Here is a 19855-nt window from a genome sequence, read left to right on the forward strand (position 1 = left end):
GGCGTTATGGCCGAGGAAGAGATTACCCAGATTCCGGGCGAGCGCGCCGAGACGTCGGCCGGCGGCCGGCTCGACAATAACCCGATCCTCAAACGCGGCGCTGTCGCCTTGGCGATCGTCGTCTTTGTCGCGTTCGCTCTCTGGTCGATGCGAGGGCAGGACAAGCCGTCAGACGGTGCCCAGCCGGAGCGCGTTGTCATCCGGCAGACATCGGATTTCGAACCGGCGAAGGAGCCACAGCCGGTGGCGACACCGCCGCAGGTCCAGCTCCCGACGCCTGTCGCCGCCGAGCAGGCGCCGACCGACGGCGACAAGCTGCTCGATGCTGCCCGCCGTGCGCCGGTCATCGCCTATGGCGGCGAGAAATCGCCGGCAACGCGGCGGCAGGATCAGGGCGAGGCGTCGGATCAGGCCTCGAATTACGTGCCGCTCGGCGCCAATCCCGGCGGCTTCGCCTCGCAGGGCGAAAACGATGACCAGCGCTTCGACCGCTTGCTGACACCGACGCAATTGCAGGGATCGCGTGCCGGCACGTTGGGCAATCGTGATTTCATCGTCGCAATGGGGACATCCATTCCTTGCGTTCTCGAGACCGCGCTCTCCTCCGATCAGCCAGGGTTCACGAGCTGCGTCATCAACCGGGACGTTCTTTCAGATAACGGCCGCGTTGTGCTGATGGAAAAAGGCACGCAGATTGTCGGTGAATATCGCGGCGGTATTCGGCGTGGACAAAAGCGCCTGTTCGTTCTCTGGAACCGGGCGAAGACGCCGAAAGGCGTGATCATCACTTTGGCTTCGCCCGCAACCGACGCGCTTGGCCGGGCCGGCATCGATGGTTATGTGGACACCCATTGGTGGGAGCGTTTTGGCAGCGCGATGCTCCTGTCGATCGTCGGCGACGCCAGCTCTTATGCCAGCAGCCGGCTGCAGGACAGCGATGTCGACGCGCAAAACACCACCAGCGCCGGTCAGCAGGCGGCGGCGATCGCCGTCGAGCAATCGATCAACATTCCGCCGACGCTCATGAAACATCAGGGCGAGCTGGTTTCGATCTTCGTCGCACGCGACCTCGATTTCTCCACCGTCTACCGGCTTCGTGTGACCGAGCCCCGCAACCGCATCTACGACCGTGCTGCGCTTGGGGATTTCAGCCCCTCCTCGAAGCTCGTGACGAAATAGGTTCGGCAATGACTGAAGCTGCCGACTCCGGCGTCGTGCGCGAACTGCTTTCGCCGCTATCACGCTTTCTGCGTGACAAGACCCTCTACGAGGTCATCGTCAACCGGCCGGGACAGGTCGTCACGGAGGGGAGGGAGGGATGGCAGACCTATGAGATGCCCGAACTCTCATTCGACAGGTTGATGCGTCTCGCCCGCACGGTCGCGAGCTTCTCCAATCAGTCGATCGACGAGACGCGGCCGATCCTGTCGGCGACCCTGCCGGACGATGAGCGGATCCAGATCGTCATCCCGCCGGCAACGACGAAGGGAACCGTCAGCATCACCATCCGCAAGCCGTCCTCTGTGTCGCTGACCCTCGAGGATCTCGATCATGGAGGATTGTTCGCCGATGTCGCGCCTGTCGAAAGCGACGGGAGACGATTGGACCAAAGGCTGTTGGAATACTATCGGATCGGCGCCTACAAGGCGTTTCTGCGGGAGGCGGTGTTCGCAAGGAAGAACATCATCATCTCCGGCGCCACGGGGTCGGGAAAGACGACGCTGTCGAAAGCGCTGATCCGCCACATCCCGCAAAATGAGCGGATCATTTCCATCGAGGACACACCGGAACTGGTGGTCCCGCAGCCCAACCATGTTCGGCTCTTTTACTCCAAGGGCGGGCAGGGTCTCGCCAAGGTCGGCGCGAAGGACCTGCTCGAATCCTGCCTGCGCATGCGGCCCGACCGTATCCTGCTGCAGGAGCTGCGTGACGGGACGGCATTCTACTACATCCGCAATGTCAACTCCGGCCATCCTGGCTCCATCACCACGGTCCATGCCGACTCCGCCCGCCTCGCCTTTGAGCAGCTGACTTTGCTGGTCAAGGAGTCGGAGGGTGGTGGGGACCTCGAACGGCACGACATCCGCGAGATGCTGACGATCGCGATCGACATCATCGTCCAATGCAAGCGGATCGACGGCCGGTTTCGGGTGAGCGAGATCTACTATCGAGACGCCGCGACTGACCTCGGCCGCTCTTCGTCGGATCGAGCTTAACGGGTTGCGTCCGGGCCTCTAACAATTCTGTCGGTTTCGACCGTCAGTCCAATTGTGCGGCCTTCTCACGCAGGACCACTGAAAACGCGCGGAGCCCCTGATGGTCCAGTGCATCAATGAATTCGTGAACCGCCGGCACCGTCTTGCGTAAATTCAACCGGGCGCGCCTGATGCTGTCGATCAATGCGCTCTAAAAGGTGGATGGAGGCCCACGAGGAAATTGTCCGGCGATACGCAGGTCACCCCATGAGGCCGAAGCTCCGTGACAGGGAAATCCTTGAGATTCCACGTGACAATCACGGAAGCTTTTCCGGCGATGGCTGCAGCTAAAACATGACGATCATCGGGACCGGTAGCGAGAGGTTGGGGATGAGGATTTGGTGGTTACCGACATCGGCATCGGGCAAAACTTCCTTGATCCGATCACGGGTCGCTTCCAGACGGGAGAAGGGTATCTCGGGTGAGCCGATGGCCAGATTGCGAATCCACTCGGCGTGGATGTCGTCGGTCCAGCGTGCGTCGACGAGACCGTCGAAAGCACACTGGACCAAGACATTGCGTAAATGGAAAGGGTAGAGGACGCAGGCATCGTAGACCGCGACGGGCGGCTTAGAGGCCATGATTGACGATCAGATCCTCTGTGTCCTCGGCCAGCGCGTCGAGGCTTTTCTGGCGAGCATCGAGCTTGGCCTTGAGCGCAAGAACATCCTTCAACTTGGCTCGGCGGTGCTTGCCGACATAGCGGAAGGGCAGATCGCCGCGATCCATGCGCAGCACCACGAGAGGACGTGAGATGCCGAGGATGGTGGAGGCGTCGGTCGGGCTCAATTCCTGATCTTCCGTGAGCACGGCAACACGCTTGCCGCGCAACAGATGATCGAGGAGTGCTTCGACAGGTGCGAAAGCCGAGGCTGGAAGAGAAAGGGTTTGAAGCTGTCCACCTTCGCGGCGAATCCGCAGTTCCAGGTGGTCGCCCTCCGCCAGCTTTGGGATCGGCGCGACGGCCTTGCGGTCGCGATCCGACAATTCGGTAAATTGAAGAACATGGCTGGTCATGGCGAACACCTCTGACCATGTATATAGGGCAAGTCGCTCATAACTGCAATACCTGAAATATCCTCCGCTTTCCATCTCCGATTTCCGGGTGCCATAGGAGCGCGCGGCGAACGAGCTCGACCCGCCAACTTGAAGCGTGGGTTACCGCCAACGGCAAGCGCTCCGCTTCCGATGTGATCGTGCAATGCAAAGGGGCCGCCTCACCAACTATGCAGAAAAATAGGGCCGCTGGAAAACCAGGGCCCTTTAAGGTGTGAAGGTCAATAACCTCCAGAGGGGAACAGCTGATACGATGGCACTGGGAGGAAAACCATCGACTGCATCAACTTGAGGCAATATGCTCATATTTTGACCGCTTGGTAAAACATTTTTTGTGCAGTGCAGCTATGCAGAAATGGCAGAGAGTTCTCTGGGCCGATTTGACCGGGATATAGCTTCACGCATTCGAGATCGCCCGGGCGATGGCTTCCTTTTAGGGCGCCTACGTCGCTGACCAAGGAGGCTGGTGTGGATCATGGCAGCCGCGGCATTTCGCCGTCGGCCACACGCCAGATCCACGGCGTCATCTCGGCTCTCGCGGCGATCATCTCATTCAGTGCAACGTCATAGTCTTCGTCGGCCTTCGTCGGAACGATGAACATGGCGATCGGCGCTGGCTTTGCCTCCGGTAAGGTCACGGAGGCAATCGGCTGGTCGCGCGAAAGATCGAACCGGAGTCCTTTCACGCTTCTTCGCTTCAGGCTTGAGAGCCGCTCCAGGAGACGCTGTTCATGGATGGTTTCGAACGGGATCCAGTTCTCGTTGACCACCATCAGCGCCACTTCCTCGACCGAAGCTATCCCCGCTCCCGAAATGCCGAACGTGGCGATGCCGATGAGATGAAACCCCTCGTTGGATCGCCACAGTTCCAGTTCGGTTTCATATCGGGCATTCAACCGTTTCCACGCACCCTCATCGAGCATGAAGGGGAAAGGCAGGTGGCGCACCAGCATCTTCTGGCCATCGCGCGCTGAGGAAAATTCCTTTACCTCTCCGACGGTCATCATCAGTTTCCGCGGACCGGGACCGGTTAACTGGGCTCCGGCCAACATCGCTGCGCGCCTGGCGGAGATCCCTTCCTTGTCCTCCTGATGAAACACTTCCGGCACGAACAGGATGTCGCTAAGCGGACCGCCGCGGACAATCATCTGTCGCGCTGCGTTCAGCAGGCTGCTGCGGACGCGACCCCAGCCGCGTCTCCCAGCCCACAGCGCCGTCCATTCAGTCAGTTCCCCTGTCTCCCAGAGATAATGGAGCATGGCCTTGAGCGACAGCTTTTTCGGATCGTTTCGCACCGTTTCCGACGGCTCCGAAGATGAGGCCGAAGCCGATCGGTTCCCTCGTTTCGACAGCGAGAAATCGAGTTTCAGCACAGCCGCGCCCGTCGCTGCGTCGATCTGGATGGCATTGCCGATCAATGGACCAAGACCCGACAGCTCATATGGCGGTTCATAGGATGGGCAGCCGGGATCGTGATCTCGTCCTGAAAGCGGCATCCGTTTGATCAGGAATTGGCCATCCATCCGGGCGATATACATCGGCACCGGCGGTTGCCGACACGGGCAAAGTGGCCTGAGCTTCTGTTCGTAAGCGCGTTCGAGCTGCGGCAGAAACTCTGGAGAACTGTCGTCGAACGCCTGGTTGCCGATCAAAAACTGTCGCACGTCGTTCCTCCCTTGCCTGGCCAAAGGCTGATCGAGCCGTAAAAGGAAGGCGTAGCATGAGCTTCGCGGACTTTACTAGCGCAAAATAGTTAGTATGTAAATGTTACGGCCGCTGGGGCCGATTTCAACGCCAAGGCAGGAATGATCGTTAATTTTAATTTTTGGAGGCTGGAATGCACGTATCTTCTTTTGATAATTAGAAGTCAACGGTGCGTTGATTAGAAGTCAGCCGGTCAAAATGTAGAGGCTGCGCCAGCATGAAGTGAGTTCTAATCGCGTGCTACCCAGCCCTTCGAGCCGGCCGGCACTGAACCGCCGATCACCTTGCCGCCTTCCGACTGCCCGATGGCTGCCGGCGTCTCTACATCGCAGCTGACGCCGATGCGGCCGGCCGGCACCCTGTCCACGCGGCAGACGGGCCGGAACCGCGGCGCCTGACGCCGCGGCGAAGCGCCGGGCGGCGGAAGGGAGGTTTCTTGCTGTGCCAGGAATGGCGGGCCGCACGCGGCCCAAGCCAGGGGAAGAAACCTGAGCGACCCGCTGAAGGCCCGCCCGCCGCATGGTAAGGGTCGCCTCTCGGCAGGCCCGCGGGCGGGCGCCTACCCGTGCGGCGACCGGCAGAGACCTGCCATCCTGTAGGCCCTCACGCCCTCACCTTCCCCGTCCGGCTCGATCATGCGGGCAGAAAGGCCAGAGCGTTTCAGAACGAGCTGCGCCCTGAGATTAGCGATGAGCCGTTCCGGACTGAGCCGGCGCAGATCCTCGTTGAAGTCGCCGAACTCCGGGGCAAGCACTAGCGGCAGGATCCCCAGCGCCTACGTATCGAGGGATTGAGCTACCGCGCCCAATCGCCGTCAGGCCGCGAGAGGCGCGGCCCAAATCCGACGGAGACCATCTGAACCTATGTCTTCCCATCGACGACGCCTTCGAGCCCCGCCCCGCCTCGTCCCCAACCGACCGTTTCATCTACGAGATGCAGATCTACGGCCATCGCCCCTTCCAGGATGAACCGGACCCGCGTCCGCTGCCGGAGGAGCCGGTCGTCCAGTCGGCGCTGACCGCCATGTTCGATGCTCTATTCGAAATGCTCGGCGATACCCGCCTGGAGCCCGATCTCGAAGACCTCCTGTGGTCGACGGTCAATCTCTTCCACCGCGCCGGCGAGCGCATCCAGCGGGAGCTTCAGCGTAATGAGGATAGCCAACGCAACGGTCAGCGCGAGCAGGACGGCTCGGAGGTCAAGAGTGTCGAGTTGGAGCGCCTCGTTGCCGAAGGCATCACGCTGCTTGAGCGCCGCAATGCCTTCGAGTTCATGCGCGCCTATGCGGGCGACCACTTCGAAGCCAATGCGGCTCGGCATGGCGGCCGCGGACGGGCTCCAAGGTCAGCCACGCCAACATGACCGCGGCGATGATCGACTCCAGAGACTTTCCATCCGCCCGCCGGCGCGCCGAGACCGAAGTGCTGATCCCGGCAGGCACCAAGATCGCCTTCGGCGGCGGCATCGACTACAATGATCACGAACGAATCTGGGCGAAACTCGATCAAGCCCTCGCCAAATATCCCGACATGGTGCTGCTGCACGGCGGCTCGCCGAAGGGCGCCGAACGTATCGCTGCCTGCTGGGCAGAAGCGCGCAAGGTGATACAGATCGCCTTCAAGCCGAATGGACGAAGCACGCCAAGGCCGCACCGTTCCGCCGCAATGACGACATGCTCTCGGTCATGCCGGCTGGCGTCGTCATCTTCCCCGGCTCCGGCATTACCGGCAATCTTGCCGACAAGACCCGCCGACTTGGCATCTCCGTTTTGGCAAGCGGCGGGAGATGGCGCGTAAGCGCCATCTGTCCATACGGCTGAAGGAGATGCTTGCATTTCGCAAAAATTGTGTACACATTTGCCGCTGAAACGGAGCTTCGCCATGACCCAATCTCGGCAGCAGATACCATCTCCCCGCCGTGTCGGCGTGCGGGAATTTCGCGGCAACCTGACGTCTTTCCTCAAGCAGGTCGAAGACGGCCAGCGGTTCGTCCTGACGTCGCATCACAAGGTTGTCGCCGAAATCGGCCCGCCGTCAGCCGGCGTCGTCATGCGGAAACCAGGCGCGTTGCGCGGAAAGATCAAAGTTGCCGATGACTTCGATGGTCTGCCGGCGGATGTTCTGAAGTCCATGGAAGACGGGACGTGAGGCTGCTGCTCGATACACATGCCTTGCTGTGGTGGCTGAACGACGACGAGAAGCTAGGGAACCATGCGCGTCGCCTTATTGGCGATCCCGAGAATGATGTCCTCGTCAGTGCTGTCTCCCTTTGGGAAATCACTGTGAAGCTGCGCATCGGCAAACTTGATGCCGATATCGAAGAGATTGTTGCGATTTTGCCGGATCAAGGTTTCGACCGGCTGGATATCTCGGACGCGCATCTTATCGCTCTCGCTGCTCTTCCACTTCATCACCGCGATCCTTTCGATCATCTGCTCATGGCGCAAGCCGTGGCGGAGGGAGCGTATTTGGTTTCGGACGATCAAAATGTCGCGCTTTATGGCATTCCGTTTGTGACTTGCTCCGATCCTGTTGCCTTGTGATCTCACCGAGCTTGGCTCCGCGGATGAAGCCGGCTCACATCGTTCCGGTTGCGTGTTTGCCAATGGCGATGTACCTGGCGACCCATCGGCGGCTCAGGTGCTTGGGAGCGGGCACGTTTGGGGAAGATCACTCATTCGACGCCCGCGTGAACAGCTTCACCCGGGATTGGAGCACGGTCTGCAGACGGCAATGCGGTGCCGCGGCGACCTCGCCGATCAGCAGAAATGTTATCGAGGTGCTCACAGCCTGCCGCAGCCGGGAGCGGGCGAGGGTATTATGTTGATCGACATGCGGGCGAAGCGTCCGTGGAGTGTGCGGCCAATATCCCCCAGTGCTTGGACCGGGAGGCCATGGTTTGTTGTCTCCTTCGATTGCCCCGAACCATTCCCGTTTTATATCGCTCGTATAGACGACCGCCTGCTTTGGCGGCCAACCCCTGAAGGGGTAAGACTCGCCCGAAATTTTTGCAAATTCGATTTCGGTTCGTTTATCCTGGTGGAAAATAGAATTTTGCAAAATTTTCAGGCGAGCTGACCGCAGCAGGTCGGCCGTCTCTTCGTGCGCCATCGGGAATGGTCCCGAGCAACCGAAGGAGACAACAACCATGGCCACCACGATCGCAACGCTCACGCAGAAGACCGACGGCATCCTCGAAGGCGTCTTCGCCACGATCCGGGTCAACGCCCCGATCGCCATCGTCCCAAATGCCAGCAAGGCAAGCGAAGAAGCGCCCGACTACCGCGTCATTCACCGCAAGACGGGCTTCGAGATCGGCGCCGCCTGGAACCGCATCGCGCGGCAGACCGGCGAGGAATACCTCTCAGTGAAGCTTGAGGCTCCCGAGATCGGTGTGATCTTCGGCAATCTCGCACCGGCACCCGGCGGCGATCCTAGCAAGAAGGTGATCCTCTGGAACAGCCCGAACTGAAGAACAAAGCGAGCGGCCTCGAGCAATCGGGGCCGGCTTCGCCGTATCTCAGGTTTTGCGCGCAATAGCGGGATTGAAAGCGGGCATCGAGCCCGCCTTCAATCCTCCTGTCGTGCCACACGAGACCAAGGACCCTGTCTGCTCAGATACTTGAAGTCTGCCGTGAGGCTCGTGCCGCCTCAAGGACTTCGCGGCCCCTCCAATTTTCAGCCGGCGCCCTGAAGGGCACCGTCAGAAAATCGGTTCCTCCGCTCGCCGGCTCCGCCGGTCGCTGACGCGATCCTTGACCCGGCCCGATCCTCACGACCCCGGGCGTCATCTTTCACATTTCAGGAGACGACGACGATGACGATTGCACTCGAAATTCAGGTTGAGGAACTGCGGGCCGAGCTCAGGAACGCCGATCCGGCTGAGCGCCGCCAGATCGAAGCGGAGCTGGAGATCGCTCGGGCCGAACTGAGGGTAGCGATCGCCGAGCAGGAGGGCGCCATCGACGCCGCGCCACCCTTCTGAGGCGGCGTTTGCCTCCTCGCCTGGGCCGGTACGCCGGATCGACCGGCGCGTCGACCCGAAGCTGCGCTTCACGCCGATAATTACCGGCAAGGACCAGGAAGACTTCCGCGGACAGCCCGGACCATGGGTTCCCGTCCGACATTTGTGTTCGGCCTATAGCCGCGCGCCCGTTTTGATCGGAGAAGTTCGAGGAACATACGGACTGCATCCTCCTCTCTGTCGAAGTGATGCACCATGGCTTGTCCGATCGTTCCGATGCGTCCCCATCGCCGCGTCAGGCATGGTGTGCCGAACAACGTCGGTTCGATTGCGAGCGCGTAGAAGCGCGCCATGTTTTTCGTCGCGTCCCTGCGTTCGATGTAGAGCTGATAGGGTTGAGTGAGCATGACGGAGAGTCGCCTCTTCCAGCTTTTGCGTCTAACGACACTTATGAATCGGTCGGCCCACACCGATTCATTTTTGTGATGATCGTTGAAGCCGAAGATCATGGATTTGGGCGAGCCGGCCAATCGGCGGCCGGGTGCTATTCGCTCCGCTCACGGAGCCCGAACACCGTCTCCGCCTCCGGTCACGCCCCCTCTCGCGGAATGACGTGAGCGAATTGCCCAGCCGCAGGGCGGCGGTTCTATCCTCGACACCTCCTGCCGGCTCACGCCGGAAACGGTCGCGTCCCCTTCGGGTCCGCGGGTCTCTTCTCTCTCTGACGTCCAATTTTACTCCAGCAAATCCGGCGTCAAGGACGGCGCGTCTCCCCCAATTTTTCCGCTGCTGCGTTTCACTGCGCTCTGGAAAAATCGGTTCCCCCGCTTGCGAGCCGCGTTCCGCGGTCCTTGACCCCTCTTTGCAAGAGAGTGGCCGATCTCCGTCATCAACGAAGGAGATCACATTATGACAACCGATCAGAACCTTATACTCTACACCAAGTTTGCCGGCTTCCGGCTCGTCGTCCTGGCAAACCGCTTCGGCTGCGACAGCGATTTTTCGCGAGAGCTTCACGATCGCCTGGTTGAGGGGCTCGACGCGGCAATCGATCGGATCAGCGTCATCATGGAATTGGAACGAAGTGTTCTCATCGGGGAGGATGAATTCGCCGAATATCAGCTGGAGGGCGAGATCGAGATTTTCGGGCGCTTCACTATCAATCTGCTGGACGAACTCGAAATTGATTACGACACGCATGAATTCCGCGTCAACGGCGGCGATTGGATGAGCGCTTGGGCTGCCGACGACACTGGCGTCGATATCAACTATCCTGAGCTCGTTGCGCTGATTGCGGACGAACTCGGCTCGCTGGCGCCGATCATCAAGGATATCACGTTGGCAACTCGCATCCCGGTCTATGCGGGGCGCGTCGTTTGGTCATGGTGGTAGCAGCACCATCTCACATACTGAGAGGCGACAGACGAGGTTGCCTCTCAGTTGCCGATGGCCCTCAAGTGAGCCGAGGAAGGACGGCTGCGAAGTTTCACAACAATCGCAGTAATGTTGTAAATGCTCTAAATTCCAGCGATAGCAAGGAAGCCCAATGCCGAAGCCAAGCGGGACGTATTCAACCAGTGACCTCTCACGTAAATCCGGCGACATCATCGCCGAGGCGCTGCGTCATCCGGTGACGATCACCCAGCGGAACAAACCCCGGCTGGTTCTCCTCAATATCGAAGATTATCAGCAACTGATCAGGCAGGCAGACCGACGCACCGTCGGCACTATCGAAACGATGCCCGATGAGCTTTTTGCCGAACTCGAAAACGCCGTCGACGCCTATGCCGGCGAGGACGAGGTGGGCCGCTGATAAAACCACGATCATAGCACCGGTTTGACGAAACGATTGACCTTCGCTGCCTGATCCATCTCCTTTCGCCGGAAGTAGATCGCCCGGCCGCAGCGGATCGGACTATGCCCCTGGACGATGATGATCTGCTCGTCCTTCCTCATCGACTGGGTGATCTCGTGCGGCATGATCAGCGGCCGGCGCTGGAAGTTGACGTTCTCGGATCTCCTGGATGCATTGTTCTTCGTGTCCCAGCCGATGTTGCGGGAACTGCCCTTCACCTCCACCGTCATCTCGCCACATTGCGCAGAGAGGTTGCGCGCCGTGTCGAGCGCCTTGATCGCTGCGTAAGAGGCGAAAGCGCAGCCATCGATCCATGACGTCGCGCCATCCTTCCCGAAATGCCGCTCCAACTGCCCGACCGACTGGTACATCAACATCATCGAGATGCCGTACTTGCGGCCGCGGTCGCGCGCCTCCTCGAGCACCCTCATGTAGCCGAGCAGATCGACCTCATCGAGCATGAACAGCGCCCGGCGCTGGAAGGCGCCGTCGGCCTGCACCATGGCGTTGATGAGCGAGCCGATGATCACACGAGCGATGCCCGGATAGGAGCGCAAGATCGATGCGGAGATGTTGAGGAAGACGTCCTTCTTGCCCGAAACGATATCACTCGATTTGAAGGCATTGCCGCAGACGAGCGCGGCATAGCTGTCGAGCGACAGCCACTGGGTATCCTTCGATGCTGTGGAATAGACGCCCGAAAACGTCTGCTCGGTCATGTTGGTGAAGACGCCGAGCGTTTCGCGGATGAAGGCCGAACCGGAATGCTCCTGAATGTCGCGCAGCATAGCGAGCACCGAGGGCTCCGGTTCGGAAACGATCTGGCGGAGACTGCGCAAGCTTCGCCGGCCCTCATATTCGGGCGAGAGCATCACATGGGCGAGCAGACCGGTCAGGAGGTTGTGCGCCTGGTTCTGGAAGTAGGATCCCGTCGAGCTTTCGAAGCGAAGGCTTTCCGACAGCAGCATATGGGCAATGCCGACGATGTCCTCTTCCTTTTGCTTGGATGCTTCGATCCCGTCGAGCACGTTGAAGCCCATGATCGGGTTCGTCGGATCGAGCACCATGACCTCGCGCCCGAGCGCATTGGTGCGGTGCTCGACGACCATGGGCGCGACCTCAGTGGAAGGATCGAGGCAGATCATGGGTCCGGTATATCTGAGCGCCGTCGGCACGACGTTGCTGGTCGTTTTGTATCCGCCCGATCCCGCGAAAAACAGCATATGGGTGGAATCGAAGTCCTGTCTGTAGGTGAGCAATGGCGCCTTCCCGCCCTGTCCCCATGTGCTGCGATCGTTTACATCGAAGGGAAGCGCATGGATGATTTCCTTGTCGACCCGATAACGCTCGCCGACCACGATTTCCCCATCCGGCGGGAACAGCTTTCCTGCTGCCGCCATCGGCAGCCAATCGGCATCTCCAAATATTCCACGCCGGGCACGCTTGATTTCATCTGGCACGACGACGGAGATGCGGGCGGACACCGCCACTGCCATGAAGCCGGCGACGGCAGCAATGACTGCGGCCATATCAAGATAGGACAGCGCTCGATCCCACGGAACGACCCGGGCCTGCACAGTAGGTGCAAGCCGGCCGAATTCGCGCAGCGCATAGAAGGCGGCAACGCTGAGAAAACACAAAAGACTTGCCATGGCGACCGGCCTTCGCCGATGCAGCGGCAAGACCCACACGGTCAGAAGTCCGGCAAGAGGTCCGAACAGTAGAGGCGGTACAGGTGCTGCCCGCAGGAACCAGTGTTCTATCTTCCCGGACATGCCGGCGGCGAGTCCCGGCCATCGCCAGCCAACAATGTAGATTGTGATCGTGGTGACGGCGATCGGTACCAAAACGAGTAACAGGCTCGGATGCGGTTTCCCTCTTAGGCCCATCTTACTTTCTCCTCGAGATGCGATGAACCGTTCCTCAGCGAGGGGGCCTTGAAAGCCTCTTCGCCGATATCGCGCAGCCGCCGATGCTCGATGGAGCCTGGGACGAGCCTTGCCATTTCTATGAGGCCGCCGAGCAGGAACGCCCGATCCGCCTTCGATAGCCCGGCTTTGACGACGATCCCGCCGAGCAGGATCTTTTCGCGCGTGTCGCGCTTGCGCTCAGCCGTCATTTGGAACCTGCCCCTGCGCTCCAGCGCCGCTATCTGCTGGTCGACGCGTTTGAGGAGTGGGGCCAGCGGCGCCTTTCCTTTCCCCCTTCCGAAATCGCGCGGCGATTTCCTCGATGATCCGATCGACCTCCTCGTCGGCGATCTCCATCTCCGCCAGCCCGGTTCTGGTCGCGGCGCGGGCAAACCGCTCGGCCGATTTAACTATCAACAATCGTTTGCGTTCGCGCAGCTTTTCGATCTGGGCGTCGAGATCGGAAATCGATGATTTTGTCGCCATTCCTGGTTCCTTTTCTGCTTTGATGTCGAAGGTGCGATTATACTAACTAGAATAAAACAGTAAAATGCGCTACCGTGCAACCAGAAAAGCGGCATCGGCCCTTCGGTCCGATCTGTTTGAGGGCGCAATATACGTCGCTGTCGCGACGTGCTTGGGCCAGTCTGGAGACGCCAGTGGCGATCATGTTCGTCAGAGCGCAGGTGATCAGCAGGGGATCGGGACGCAGCATCGTCTCGGCTGCCGCCTATCGCCACCGCGCCCGGATGATGGACGAGCAGGCGGGAACGTCGTTCAGCTATCGCGGTGGGGCGGGCGAACTGATGTATGAGGAACTGGCGCTGCCGGATGAGATCCCGGATTGGCTGCGGTCGGCGATATCAGGTCAGTCCGTCAGCAAGGCCAGCGAAGTGTTTTGGAATGCCGTTGACGCCTTCGAGACGCGGGCAGATGCGCAGCTCGCCCGCGAACTGATCATCGCGCTGCCGGAGGAGCTGACGCGGGCCGAGAATATCACGCTGGTGCGCGAATTCGTCCGCGACAATCTCACCTCGAAAGGAATGATCGCCGACTGGGTCTATCACGACAAGGACGGCAACCCGCACATCCACCTGATGACGACGCTCCGGCCGGCGACGGAGGAGGGGTTCGGGGCAAAGAAGGTTCCAGTGCTTGGTGAGGGTGGCAAGCCGCTGCGTGTCGTCACGCCGGACCGCCCGAACGGCAAGATCGTCTACAAAGTCTGGGCGGGCGACAAGGAAACGATGAAAGCGTGGAAGATCGCCTGGGCGGAAACGGCCAACCGGCATCTGGCGCTGGCCGGACATGACATCCGCCTCGACGGTCGCTCCTATGCCGAACAGGGCCTCGACGGGATCGCGCAAAAACATCTCGGGCCGGAGAAGGCGGCGCTGGCGAGGAAGGGCAGGGAGCTCCACTTCGCGCCGGCCGATCTCGCCCGCCGCCAGGAGATGGCCGATCGGCTGCTTTCAGAGCCGGAGCTTTTGCTGAAGCAGCTCGGCAATGAACGCTCTACCTTCGACGAGAGGGATATCGCCAGGGCGCTGCACCGTTACGTCGACGATCCCACCGATTTTGCCAACATCCGCGCCAGGCTGATGGCGTCGGACCAATTGGTCATACTGAAGCCGAAGGAGATCGAGGCAGAGACAGGAAAGGTGTCGGAGCCCGCGGTGTTTACGACGCGGGAGATGCTGCGCATCGAATACGACATGGCGCAGTCGGCGCGGGTTTTGTCGGAGCGTCGCGGCTTCGGTGTTTCCGAGCGGAATGTGACGGTGGCGATCGAACGCGTGGAGAGCATCGAGAGCGGCGATCCCAAAACTCCGTTCCGGCTCGATGCAGAGCAGGTCGATGCTGTCCGTCATGTCACCGGTGATGGTGGCATTGCCGCTATTGTAGGCCTTGCCGGCGCCGGCAAATCGACGCTGCTTGCTGCCGCACGTCTTGCCTGGGAGGGCGAGGGACACCGGGTGATCGGTGCAGCCCTTGCCGGCAAGGCCGCAGAAGGGCTGCAAGACAGTTCCGGCATCAAGTCGCGGACACTTGCCTCCTGGGAACTGGCCTGGGCCAATGGCCGCGATACGCTCCATCGCGGTGATGTGCTGGTGATCGACGAGGCCGGCATGGTGGCCTCGCAGCAGATGGCCCGTGTGCTGAAGATTGCCGAGGAGGCTGAGGTAAAGGTCGTGCTGGTCGGCGATGCGATGCAGCTGCAGCCGATCCAGGCCGGTGCTGCCTTCCGGGCAATTACCGAACGCATCGGCTTTGCAGAGCTTGCCGGCGTGCGCCGCCAGCGTGAGGCCTGGGCACGTAATGCCTCGCGGCTGTTTGCCCGCGGCGAGGTCGAGAAGGGCCTCGACGCCTATACCCAGCAGGGCCACCTGGTCGAGGCGGGCACACGCGAGGAAACGATCGACAGGATTGTGGTCGATTGGACAGAGGCACGCAAACACGCAATCGGTCGCTCGATCTCCGAGGGCAGGGATGGCCGTCTTCGCGGTGATGAACTGCTGGTGCTCGCCCACACCAACGACGATGTCCGCAAGCTCAACGAGGCGCTGCGTGAGGTGATGGCCGGCGATAATGCCCTCGGCGAAAGCCGCAGCTTCCGGACCGAGCGCGGGGCGCGAAAATTTGCCGCCGGCGACCGCATCATCTTCCTGGAGAACGCCCGCTTCCTCGAGCCGCGGGCCAAGCACTCCGGGCCGCAATATGTCAAGAACGGCATGCTCGGCACGGTCACCGCGACCGGCGACAAACGCGGCGATCCGCTGCTGTCGGTTCTGCTCGACAATGGCAATAAAGTCGTCTTCGGCGAGGACAGTTATGACAATGTCGACCACGGCTATGCCGCAACGATCCACAAATCTCAAGGGTCGACCGTCGACCGCACCTTCGTGCTCGCCACCGGCATGATGGACCGGCATCTGACCTATGTGTCGATGACCCGGCATCGCGACCGCGTCGATCTTTATGCGGCGAAAGAGGATTTTGAGCCGAGACCGGAATGGGGACGCAAACCGCGTGTCGATCATGCCGCCGGTGTCACCGGCGAGCTTGTCGAAACCGGCGAAGCCAAATTCCGGCCCGAGGACGAGGATGCCGACGACAGCCCCTATGCCGATGTCAGGACGGACGACGGAACCGCCCATCGGCTCTGGGGCGTCAGCCTGCCGAAAGCGCTCGACGATGCCGGCATCTCCGACGGCGACACCATCACGCTGCGCAAGGATGGTGTCGAGCGGGTCAAGGTCCAGATTGCCATTGTCGACGAGGAGACAGGTCAGAAGCGTTACGAGGAGAGGGAAGTCGACCGCAATGTCTGGACGGCCAGACAGATCGAAACCGCCGAAGCGCGTCAGGAGCGCATCGAACGGGAAAGTCATCGGCCGGATGTGTTCAGCCGTCTCGTCGAACGCTTGTCGCGCTCCGGTGCCAAGACGACGACGCTCGATTTTGAGAGCGAGGCGGGCTATCGCGCCCAGGCGCAAGACTTCGCCCGGCGCCGCGGGCTCGATCATCTCTCGCTTGCTGCCGCCGAGATGGAGGAAAGCCTTTCCCGGCGCTGGACGTGGATTACCGCAAAGCGAGAGCAGGTGGAAAAGCTCTGGGAGCGGGCAAGCGTGGCGCTCGGTTTTGCCATCGAGCGGGAACGGCGCTTCGCCTACAACGAGGCGCGAACTGAATCCCACACCATCGCGAGCGCAAGCGCTGGCGAACCACAGTATCTGATCCCGCCGAGCACGTCCTTCGTTAGGAGTGTCGAGGCGGATGCGCGGCTGGCGCAGCGTTCGTCACCGGCCTGGACGGAGCGGGAAACGATGCTGCGACCGCTGCTTACTAAGATCTACCGGGATCCGGATGCAGCACTTGTCGCCCTGAATGCGCTCGCCTCGGACACCGGCACCGAACCCCGCAGGCTCACTGCTGATCTTGCCGCAGCACCCGACCGGCTCGGCCGGCTGCGTGGCTCCGAGCTGATCGTCGACGGAGGCGCGGCGCTTTCCGAGCGCAAGGTCGCAAAGGCAGCCCTGGAGGAACTGCTTCCCCTGGCCCGGGCCCATGCGACCGGGTTCCGCCGGAATGCCGAACGGTTCGAAATGCGTGAGCAGACGCGGCGCTCCTACATGTCATTATCGATCCCGGCGCTTTCCGAGCGCGCGATGGCGCGCCTTATGGAGATCGAGGCGGTGCGCAACCGGGACGGGGACGACGCCTATAAGAGCGCCTTTGCGCTTGCCGCCGAGGACCGCTCGGTCGTGCAGGAGATCAAGGCGGTCAGCGAAGCGTTAACGGCACGCTTCGGCTGGAGCGCATTCACCGCGAAGGCGGATGCGGTTGCTGAACGCAATATGACCGAGCGTTTGCCGGAAGATCTGACGGCCGGCCGGCGCGAGGAGCTGGCCCGGCTGTTCGAAGCGGTCAAACGTTTTGCCGAGGCGCAGCATCTCGCCGAGCGGCAGGATCGCTCGAAGATCGTCATGGCTGCCAGTGTTGTTCGGGGCCAAGAGACAGAGAACGGACCGGGGAAGGAGAATGTCGCCGTGCCGCCGATGCTTGCTGCCGTCATCGTGTTCAAGACGTCGGTCGACGATGAGGCTCGATTGCGGGCGCTCTCCAACCCTTTCTATCGCCAGCAGCGTGGCGCATTGGCCAACGCCGCGACAATGATCTGGCGCGATCCGTCGGGCGCCGTCGGCAAGATCGAGGAGCTGCTCCGGAAAGGCTTTGCTGCTGATCGAATCGCCGCCGCGGTGACCAATGATCCGGCCGCCTATGGGGCTTTGCGCGGTTCTAATCGCCTGCTGGACCGGATGCTGGCGTCCGGCCAGGAGCGGAAAGAGGCGATGCGGGCCGTGCCGGAAGCTGCAGCGCGCCTGCGCGCGCTCGGTGCGGCCCACCTCAATGCCCTCGATGCCGAACGCCAGGCTATCACGGACGAACGGCGGCGCATGGCGGTTGCCATTCCAGCTCTTTCGAAAGCTGCGGAAGAGGCTTTGGCGCACCTGACGGTCGAGGTGAGGAAGGACAGCAGGAAGCTGAGTGTTTCCGCCGCTTCCCTCGAGCAGGGCATTGCCCGGGAGTTTGCCGCTGTCAGCCGAGCGCTCGACGAGCGCTTCGGTCGCAATGCCCTCGTCCGGGGTGACAAGGATCTTGTCAACCGCGTGCCGCCGGCGCAGCGTCGAGCTTTCGAGGCGATGCAGGAGCGGCTGAAGGTCCTGCAGCAGACTGTCCGTCTGCAGAGCAGTGAGCAGATCATAGCGGAGCGGCGCCAAAGGGCTGCTAGCCGCGCTCGCGGCATCAACCTCTGAGACTCGAAGAAAAGCGGGGGGACGAAATGGTTGGTCGATTGGAAAAGCACTACGACCCGATTGTCCCGAGATCGATCTTCCTTTGGGTGGCGGAGCGGTCGAAGCTACTGTTCGTCCGTTCCGCAGCGGTCGTTGTAGAGGCGATTGCAGGTTTCACCAGATCGGGTGCCGTCTGCGTGAAGCCACTCTATAGCCCCCTCGGACACGGACGTGGCCAGAAACAAGCCTGCTTCCAGCAGCGCGCGGATGCCACAGAAAGTGACGAGGTCTCGCGCTGAGACCGTGAAGAACAGGCTTTCACTGGTCGGCCTTATGATCGCGCCTCCACCTTCGAAAGCTAGAAACCTGTCAGGTCCCACGGAGACGAGGGATTGGTAGAAGTCCTCGATTTGCGTGCAGATCTTGTCGGCAACGTGCTGCGTGCGCGTGATTGCGACACACGCTTCGGCGACGTGCACGCACTTTGGAACATCTTCCTCACCCGCGAATGATGGCGCTCGTGGCAGGACCAGATGCGCGTTGCACGGCGGGCTCAGCTCAACGAAGTGACGGACTTCGCCAATCGATTTCTTCATGCTGTTCCTGCCTATTTGGAGAAAAAAGGCTTTTAGAGGTGGCAAAGCGCTGAGGGCTGCTCAACGTGATGGAGCGCTTTCTGCTGACGCGAACGTTGTTCCAGTTGAGGCTCGTGAAGACGTGACGCAGTTGCGCTTACGCGACGGTGAAGATGAGGAATCGCTAAAGGGTCCAAGATCGCCCCGATAGCCGCCTTGCTTCGGATTCCGGGTAAAGGCGGTAGGGAAGGTCCGCATAGACATATTCTGCCGGAATCGCGGGTGGGGACAGCTTCGATAGGAACAGGTCGAGATTCTCCCGACTGTTGCTGGAGACAAGCGTGTAGAAATTGCCGCTGTTCCAGGTGACGAATGAGTGTCCAAAGAACCGGCGTAGTGTTTCGCTCATCTCCGAAAGGGTGACTTCGTTTCGATCCATTCGCGTTAGCACCGTCTCTTCCTTGGCGCGAATATCTGACGCGCTGAAGAAGCGAGCTTTGAAGCTATGGTCCTTCTGGCGTTCCCGCCGCCGATATTCCTCGGCGTCTTCATGCCTGAACTTCTCGACGAACATGAAGAGCCCGTTGGTCTTGAGATGCTGCGAGACGAAACGGATCTGATCGAAGCGATTTGGCGAATACATCTGGAAAGTCGTGTCCTCGAGGATGATATCGAAACCGCTGCCAAACTTTCGGAGCTCCACGTCTTCTTGGACCCTTTGCGATGTCAAATAATGAAATGGTCCGTGAAAAAACATGGCATGAGGAGGAACGCCATAGGCATAGAAGCTTCTAAGGTTTTCGACGTTGGGACTGCATGACAGTGTTTCTATCCTGCCCTTGCCAAGTTCGCCGATCACACGAGCCATCGTCCCCTCGGCTGTACCTAGCGTGTAGAGTTGCAGTTGACCCTTTCTGGCCCGCGCGTATTTGAGGATCGCGCCGCCTATGCGGCACTCCTCTTCGAGGCGGTAGGGTATGCTGCTCAAGTAGTGCTTATCGAATGGACCTCGGCGCAGCGGATGAAGGGCTGAAAAGCGCCTGAACGTCATGTCCACTGGGAACAAGCGGCGATCGAGCTCAGGCGGACGGATAGGCATTCCGGCCTCACCGGATGCGGTGGTCGAAAAAAACTCAGAAAGCTCGTTAAGGCGAGGGGCACGGTCGCACTCCTCAATGAAGTCGGCAAATTCACGCATGCGAAAGCCTGCCTTTCTCTCGCACCATCGCGTTTTTGGGGT

20 protein-coding genes and 1 pseudogene are annotated in these 19855 nt (G+C 60.7%); 10 read left to right on the forward strand and 11 right to left on the reverse strand.

Going from position 1 to position 19855, the window contains the following annotated elements:
- Window positions 1-6: 6 nt before the first annotated feature.
- Window positions 7-1179: a type IV secretion system protein VirB10 gene (gene virB10, locus AM571_RS23410; protein ID WP_004673426.1), complete on the forward strand. Its 1173-nt coding sequence runs from the start codon at window positions 7-9 to the stop codon at window positions 1177-1179.
- Window positions 1180-1187: 8 nt separating this feature from the next.
- A complete protein-coding gene (gene virB11, locus AM571_RS23415) occupies window positions 1188-2216 on the forward strand; it encodes a P-type DNA transfer ATPase VirB11 (protein ID WP_004673428.1) in 1029 nt (342 codons plus the stop codon).
- A gap of 326 nt (window positions 2217-2542) precedes the next feature.
- Here the strand turns inward: virB11 and AM571_RS37610 are convergent, their stop codons facing one another.
- The 4 genes from AM571_RS37610 to AM571_RS37070 form a co-directional block, all read right to left on the reverse strand.
- Window positions 2543-2836, reverse strand: a complete 294-nt coding sequence (locus AM571_RS37610) for a hypothetical protein (protein ID WP_004673430.1) — start codon at window positions 2834-2836, stop codon at window positions 2543-2545.
- A complete protein-coding gene (locus AM571_RS23425; protein WP_004673432.1) occupies window positions 2826-3272 on the reverse strand; it encodes a hypothetical protein in 447 nt (148 codons plus the stop codon). The genes AM571_RS37610 and AM571_RS23425 overlap by 11 nt, the downstream gene beginning before the upstream one ends.
- A 512-nt stretch (window positions 3273-3784) precedes the next feature.
- Window positions 3785-4975, reverse strand: a complete 1191-nt coding sequence (locus tag AM571_RS23430) for a DUF1173 domain-containing protein (protein ID WP_026188839.1) — start codon at window positions 4973-4975, stop codon at window positions 3785-3787.
- A 599-nt stretch (window positions 4976-5574) separates the two neighbouring features.
- Complete coding sequence (locus tag AM571_RS37070) at window positions 5575-5769, reverse strand: hypothetical protein (protein WP_010011691.1); 195 nt, start codon at window positions 5767-5769, stop codon at window positions 5575-5577.
- Between the two features lie 101 nt (window positions 5770-5870).
- Between AM571_RS37070 and AM571_RS23435 the strand changes: the two are divergent.
- From AM571_RS23435 to AM571_RS23445, 3 genes and pseudogenes are all read left to right on the forward strand, one after another.
- Window positions 5871-6811 (forward strand): annotated as a pseudogene (locus tag AM571_RS23435) (DUF2493 domain-containing protein).
- Window positions 6812-6895: 84 nt separating this feature from the next.
- Complete coding sequence (locus tag AM571_RS23440) at window positions 6896-7162, forward strand: type II toxin-antitoxin system Phd/YefM family antitoxin (RefSeq protein WP_004676093.1); 267 nt, start codon at window positions 6896-6898, stop codon at window positions 7160-7162.
- On the forward strand, window positions 7159-7557 hold the full coding sequence (locus AM571_RS23445; RefSeq protein ID WP_008536014.1) for a type II toxin-antitoxin system VapC family toxin: 399 nt from the start codon (window positions 7159-7161) through the stop codon (window positions 7555-7557). The genes AM571_RS23440 and AM571_RS23445 overlap by 4 nt, the downstream gene beginning before the upstream one ends.
- 127 nt (window positions 7558-7684) lie before the next feature.
- Here the strand turns inward: AM571_RS23445 and AM571_RS23450 are convergent, their stop codons facing one another.
- Window positions 7685-8125, reverse strand: coding sequence for a hypothetical protein (locus AM571_RS23450; protein WP_004676094.1), 441 nt, complete (start codon window positions 8123-8125; stop codon window positions 7685-7687).
- Window positions 8126-8162: 37 nt separating this feature from the next.
- Here AM571_RS23450 and AM571_RS23455 point away from each other — a divergent pair, with 37 nt between their 5' ends.
- Together AM571_RS23455 and AM571_RS37075 are read left to right on the forward strand one after the other, a co-directional pair.
- The gene (locus AM571_RS23455) at window positions 8163-8486 is read left to right on the forward strand and encodes a DUF736 domain-containing protein (RefSeq protein ID WP_004676095.1); all 324 of its coding nucleotides are present in this window, start codon (window positions 8163-8165) and stop codon (window positions 8484-8486) included.
- A 345-nt stretch (window positions 8487-8831) separates the two neighbouring features.
- Window positions 8832-8999, forward strand: coding sequence for a hypothetical protein (locus tag AM571_RS37075; protein ID WP_004676096.1), 168 nt, complete (start codon window positions 8832-8834; stop codon window positions 8997-8999).
- An 80-nt stretch (window positions 9000-9079) separates the two neighbouring features.
- Here the strand turns inward: AM571_RS37075 and AM571_RS23460 are convergent, their stop codons facing one another.
- A complete protein-coding gene (locus AM571_RS23460) occupies window positions 9080-9385 on the reverse strand; it encodes a WGR domain-containing protein (RefSeq protein WP_004676097.1) in 306 nt (101 codons plus the stop codon).
- A 502-nt stretch (window positions 9386-9887) separates the two neighbouring features.
- Between AM571_RS23460 and AM571_RS23470 the strand changes: the two genes are divergently transcribed.
- Both AM571_RS23470 and AM571_RS23475 read left to right on the forward strand, forming a co-directional pair.
- Window positions 9888-10370, forward strand: coding sequence for a hypothetical protein (locus AM571_RS23470; RefSeq protein WP_004676098.1), 483 nt, complete (start codon window positions 9888-9890; stop codon window positions 10368-10370).
- 154 nt (window positions 10371-10524) lie between these two features.
- The gene (locus AM571_RS23475) at window positions 10525-10791 is read left to right on the forward strand and encodes a type II toxin-antitoxin system prevent-host-death family antitoxin (protein ID WP_004676099.1); all 267 of its coding nucleotides are present in this window, start codon (window positions 10525-10527) and stop codon (window positions 10789-10791) included.
- An 11-nt stretch (window positions 10792-10802) separates the two neighbouring features.
- On the opposite strand, the gene traG is transcribed toward AM571_RS23475, so the two are convergent.
- The 3 genes from traG to AM571_RS23490 are packed head-to-tail and all read right to left on the reverse strand — an operon-like array spanning window position 10803 to window position 13229.
- Window positions 10803-12722: a Ti-type conjugative transfer system protein TraG gene (gene traG / locus AM571_RS23480; RefSeq protein WP_004676100.1), complete on the reverse strand. Its 1920-nt coding sequence runs from the start codon at window positions 12720-12722 to the stop codon at window positions 10803-10805.
- A complete protein-coding gene (locus tag AM571_RS23485) occupies window positions 12713-12952 on the reverse strand; it encodes a conjugal transfer protein TraD (RefSeq protein ID WP_004676101.1) in 240 nt (79 codons plus the stop codon). The genes traG and AM571_RS23485 overlap by 10 nt, the downstream gene beginning before the upstream one ends.
- The gene (locus tag AM571_RS23490) at window positions 12942-13229 is read right to left on the reverse strand and encodes a TraC family protein (RefSeq protein WP_004676102.1); all 288 of its coding nucleotides are present in this window, start codon (window positions 13227-13229) and stop codon (window positions 12942-12944) included. Before AM571_RS23490 ends, AM571_RS23485 begins: the two co-directional genes overlap by 11 nt.
- A 173-nt stretch (window positions 13230-13402) precedes the next feature.
- On the opposite strand from AM571_RS23490, the gene traA reads away from it, so the two are divergent.
- Window positions 13403-18061 (forward strand): Ti-type conjugative transfer relaxase TraA, encoded by a 4659-nt coding sequence (gene traA, locus AM571_RS23495; protein ID WP_018247162.1) that lies wholly within the window; start codon window positions 13403-13405, stop codon window positions 18059-18061.
- Window positions 18062-18165: 104 nt separating this feature from the next.
- Here traA and rctB read toward each other — a convergent pair whose 3' ends face one another.
- Both rctB and AM571_RS23505 read right to left on the reverse strand, forming a co-directional pair.
- Complete coding sequence (gene rctB, locus AM571_RS23500; RefSeq protein WP_004676103.1) at window positions 18166-18636, reverse strand: SMa0974 family conjugal transfer regulator; 471 nt, start codon at window positions 18634-18636, stop codon at window positions 18166-18168.
- Between the two features lie 163 nt (window positions 18637-18799).
- Window positions 18800-19813 carry a class I SAM-dependent methyltransferase gene (locus tag AM571_RS23505; protein ID WP_004676105.1) on the reverse strand — a complete coding sequence of 338 codons (1014 nt, stop codon included), beginning with the start codon at window positions 19811-19813 and terminating at the stop codon, window positions 18800-18802.
- Window positions 19814-19855 lie beyond the last annotated feature (42 nt).

It is taken from the genome of Rhizobium etli 8C-3, assembly GCF_001908375.1.
Lineage (GTDB): Bacteria > Pseudomonadota > Alphaproteobacteria > Rhizobiales > Rhizobiaceae > Rhizobium > Rhizobium etli_B.

Bases quoted from the DNA above. Each gene is read 5' to 3' on its own strand.
- virB10 (WP_004673426.1), top strand. From the start codon at position 7: ATGGCCGAGGAAGAGATTACCCAGATTCCGGGCGAGCGCGCCGAGACG.
- virB11 (WP_004673428.1), top strand. From the start codon at position 1,188: ATGACTGAAGCTGCCGACTCCGGCGTCGTGCGCGAACTGCTTTCGCCG.
- AM571_RS37610 (WP_004673430.1), bottom strand. From the start codon at position 2,836: ATGGCCTCTAAGCCGCCCGTCGCGGTCTACGATGCCTGCGTCCTCTAC.
- AM571_RS23425 (WP_004673432.1), bottom strand. From the start codon at position 3,272: ATGACCAGCCATGTTCTTCAATTTACCGAATTGTCGGATCGCGACCGC.
- AM571_RS23440 (WP_004676093.1), top strand. From the start codon at position 6,896: ATGACCCAATCTCGGCAGCAGATACCATCTCCCCGCCGTGTCGGCGTG.
- AM571_RS23450 (WP_004676094.1), bottom strand. From the start codon at position 8,125: ATGGCGCACGAAGAGACGGCCGACCTGCTGCGGTCAGCTCGCCTGAAA.
- AM571_RS23455 (WP_004676095.1), top strand. From the start codon at position 8,163: ATGGCCACCACGATCGCAACGCTCACGCAGAAGACCGACGGCATCCTC.
- AM571_RS37075 (WP_004676096.1), top strand. From the start codon at position 8,832: ATGACGATTGCACTCGAAATTCAGGTTGAGGAACTGCGGGCCGAGCTC.
- AM571_RS23460 (WP_004676097.1), bottom strand. From the start codon at position 9,385: ATGCTCACTCAACCCTATCAGCTCTACATCGAACGCAGGGACGCGACG.
- AM571_RS23470 (WP_004676098.1), top strand. From the start codon at position 9,888: ATGACAACCGATCAGAACCTTATACTCTACACCAAGTTTGCCGGCTTC.
- AM571_RS23475 (WP_004676099.1), top strand. From the start codon at position 10,525: ATGCCGAAGCCAAGCGGGACGTATTCAACCAGTGACCTCTCACGTAAA.
- traG (WP_004676100.1), bottom strand. From the start codon at position 12,722: ATGGGCCTAAGAGGGAAACCGCATCCGAGCCTGTTACTCGTTTTGGTA.
- AM571_RS23485 (WP_004676101.1), bottom strand. From the start codon at position 12,952: ATGACGGCTGAGCGCAAGCGCGACACGCGCGAAAAGATCCTGCTCGGC.
- AM571_RS23490 (WP_004676102.1), bottom strand. From the start codon at position 13,229: ATGGCGACAAAATCATCGATTTCCGATCTCGACGCCCAGATCGAAAAG.
- rctB (WP_004676103.1), bottom strand. From the start codon at position 18,636: ATGAAGAAATCGATTGGCGAAGTCCGTCACTTCGTTGAGCTGAGCCCG.
- AM571_RS23505 (WP_004676105.1), bottom strand. From the start codon at position 19,813: ATGCGTGAATTTGCCGACTTCATTGAGGAGTGCGACCGTGCCCCTCGC.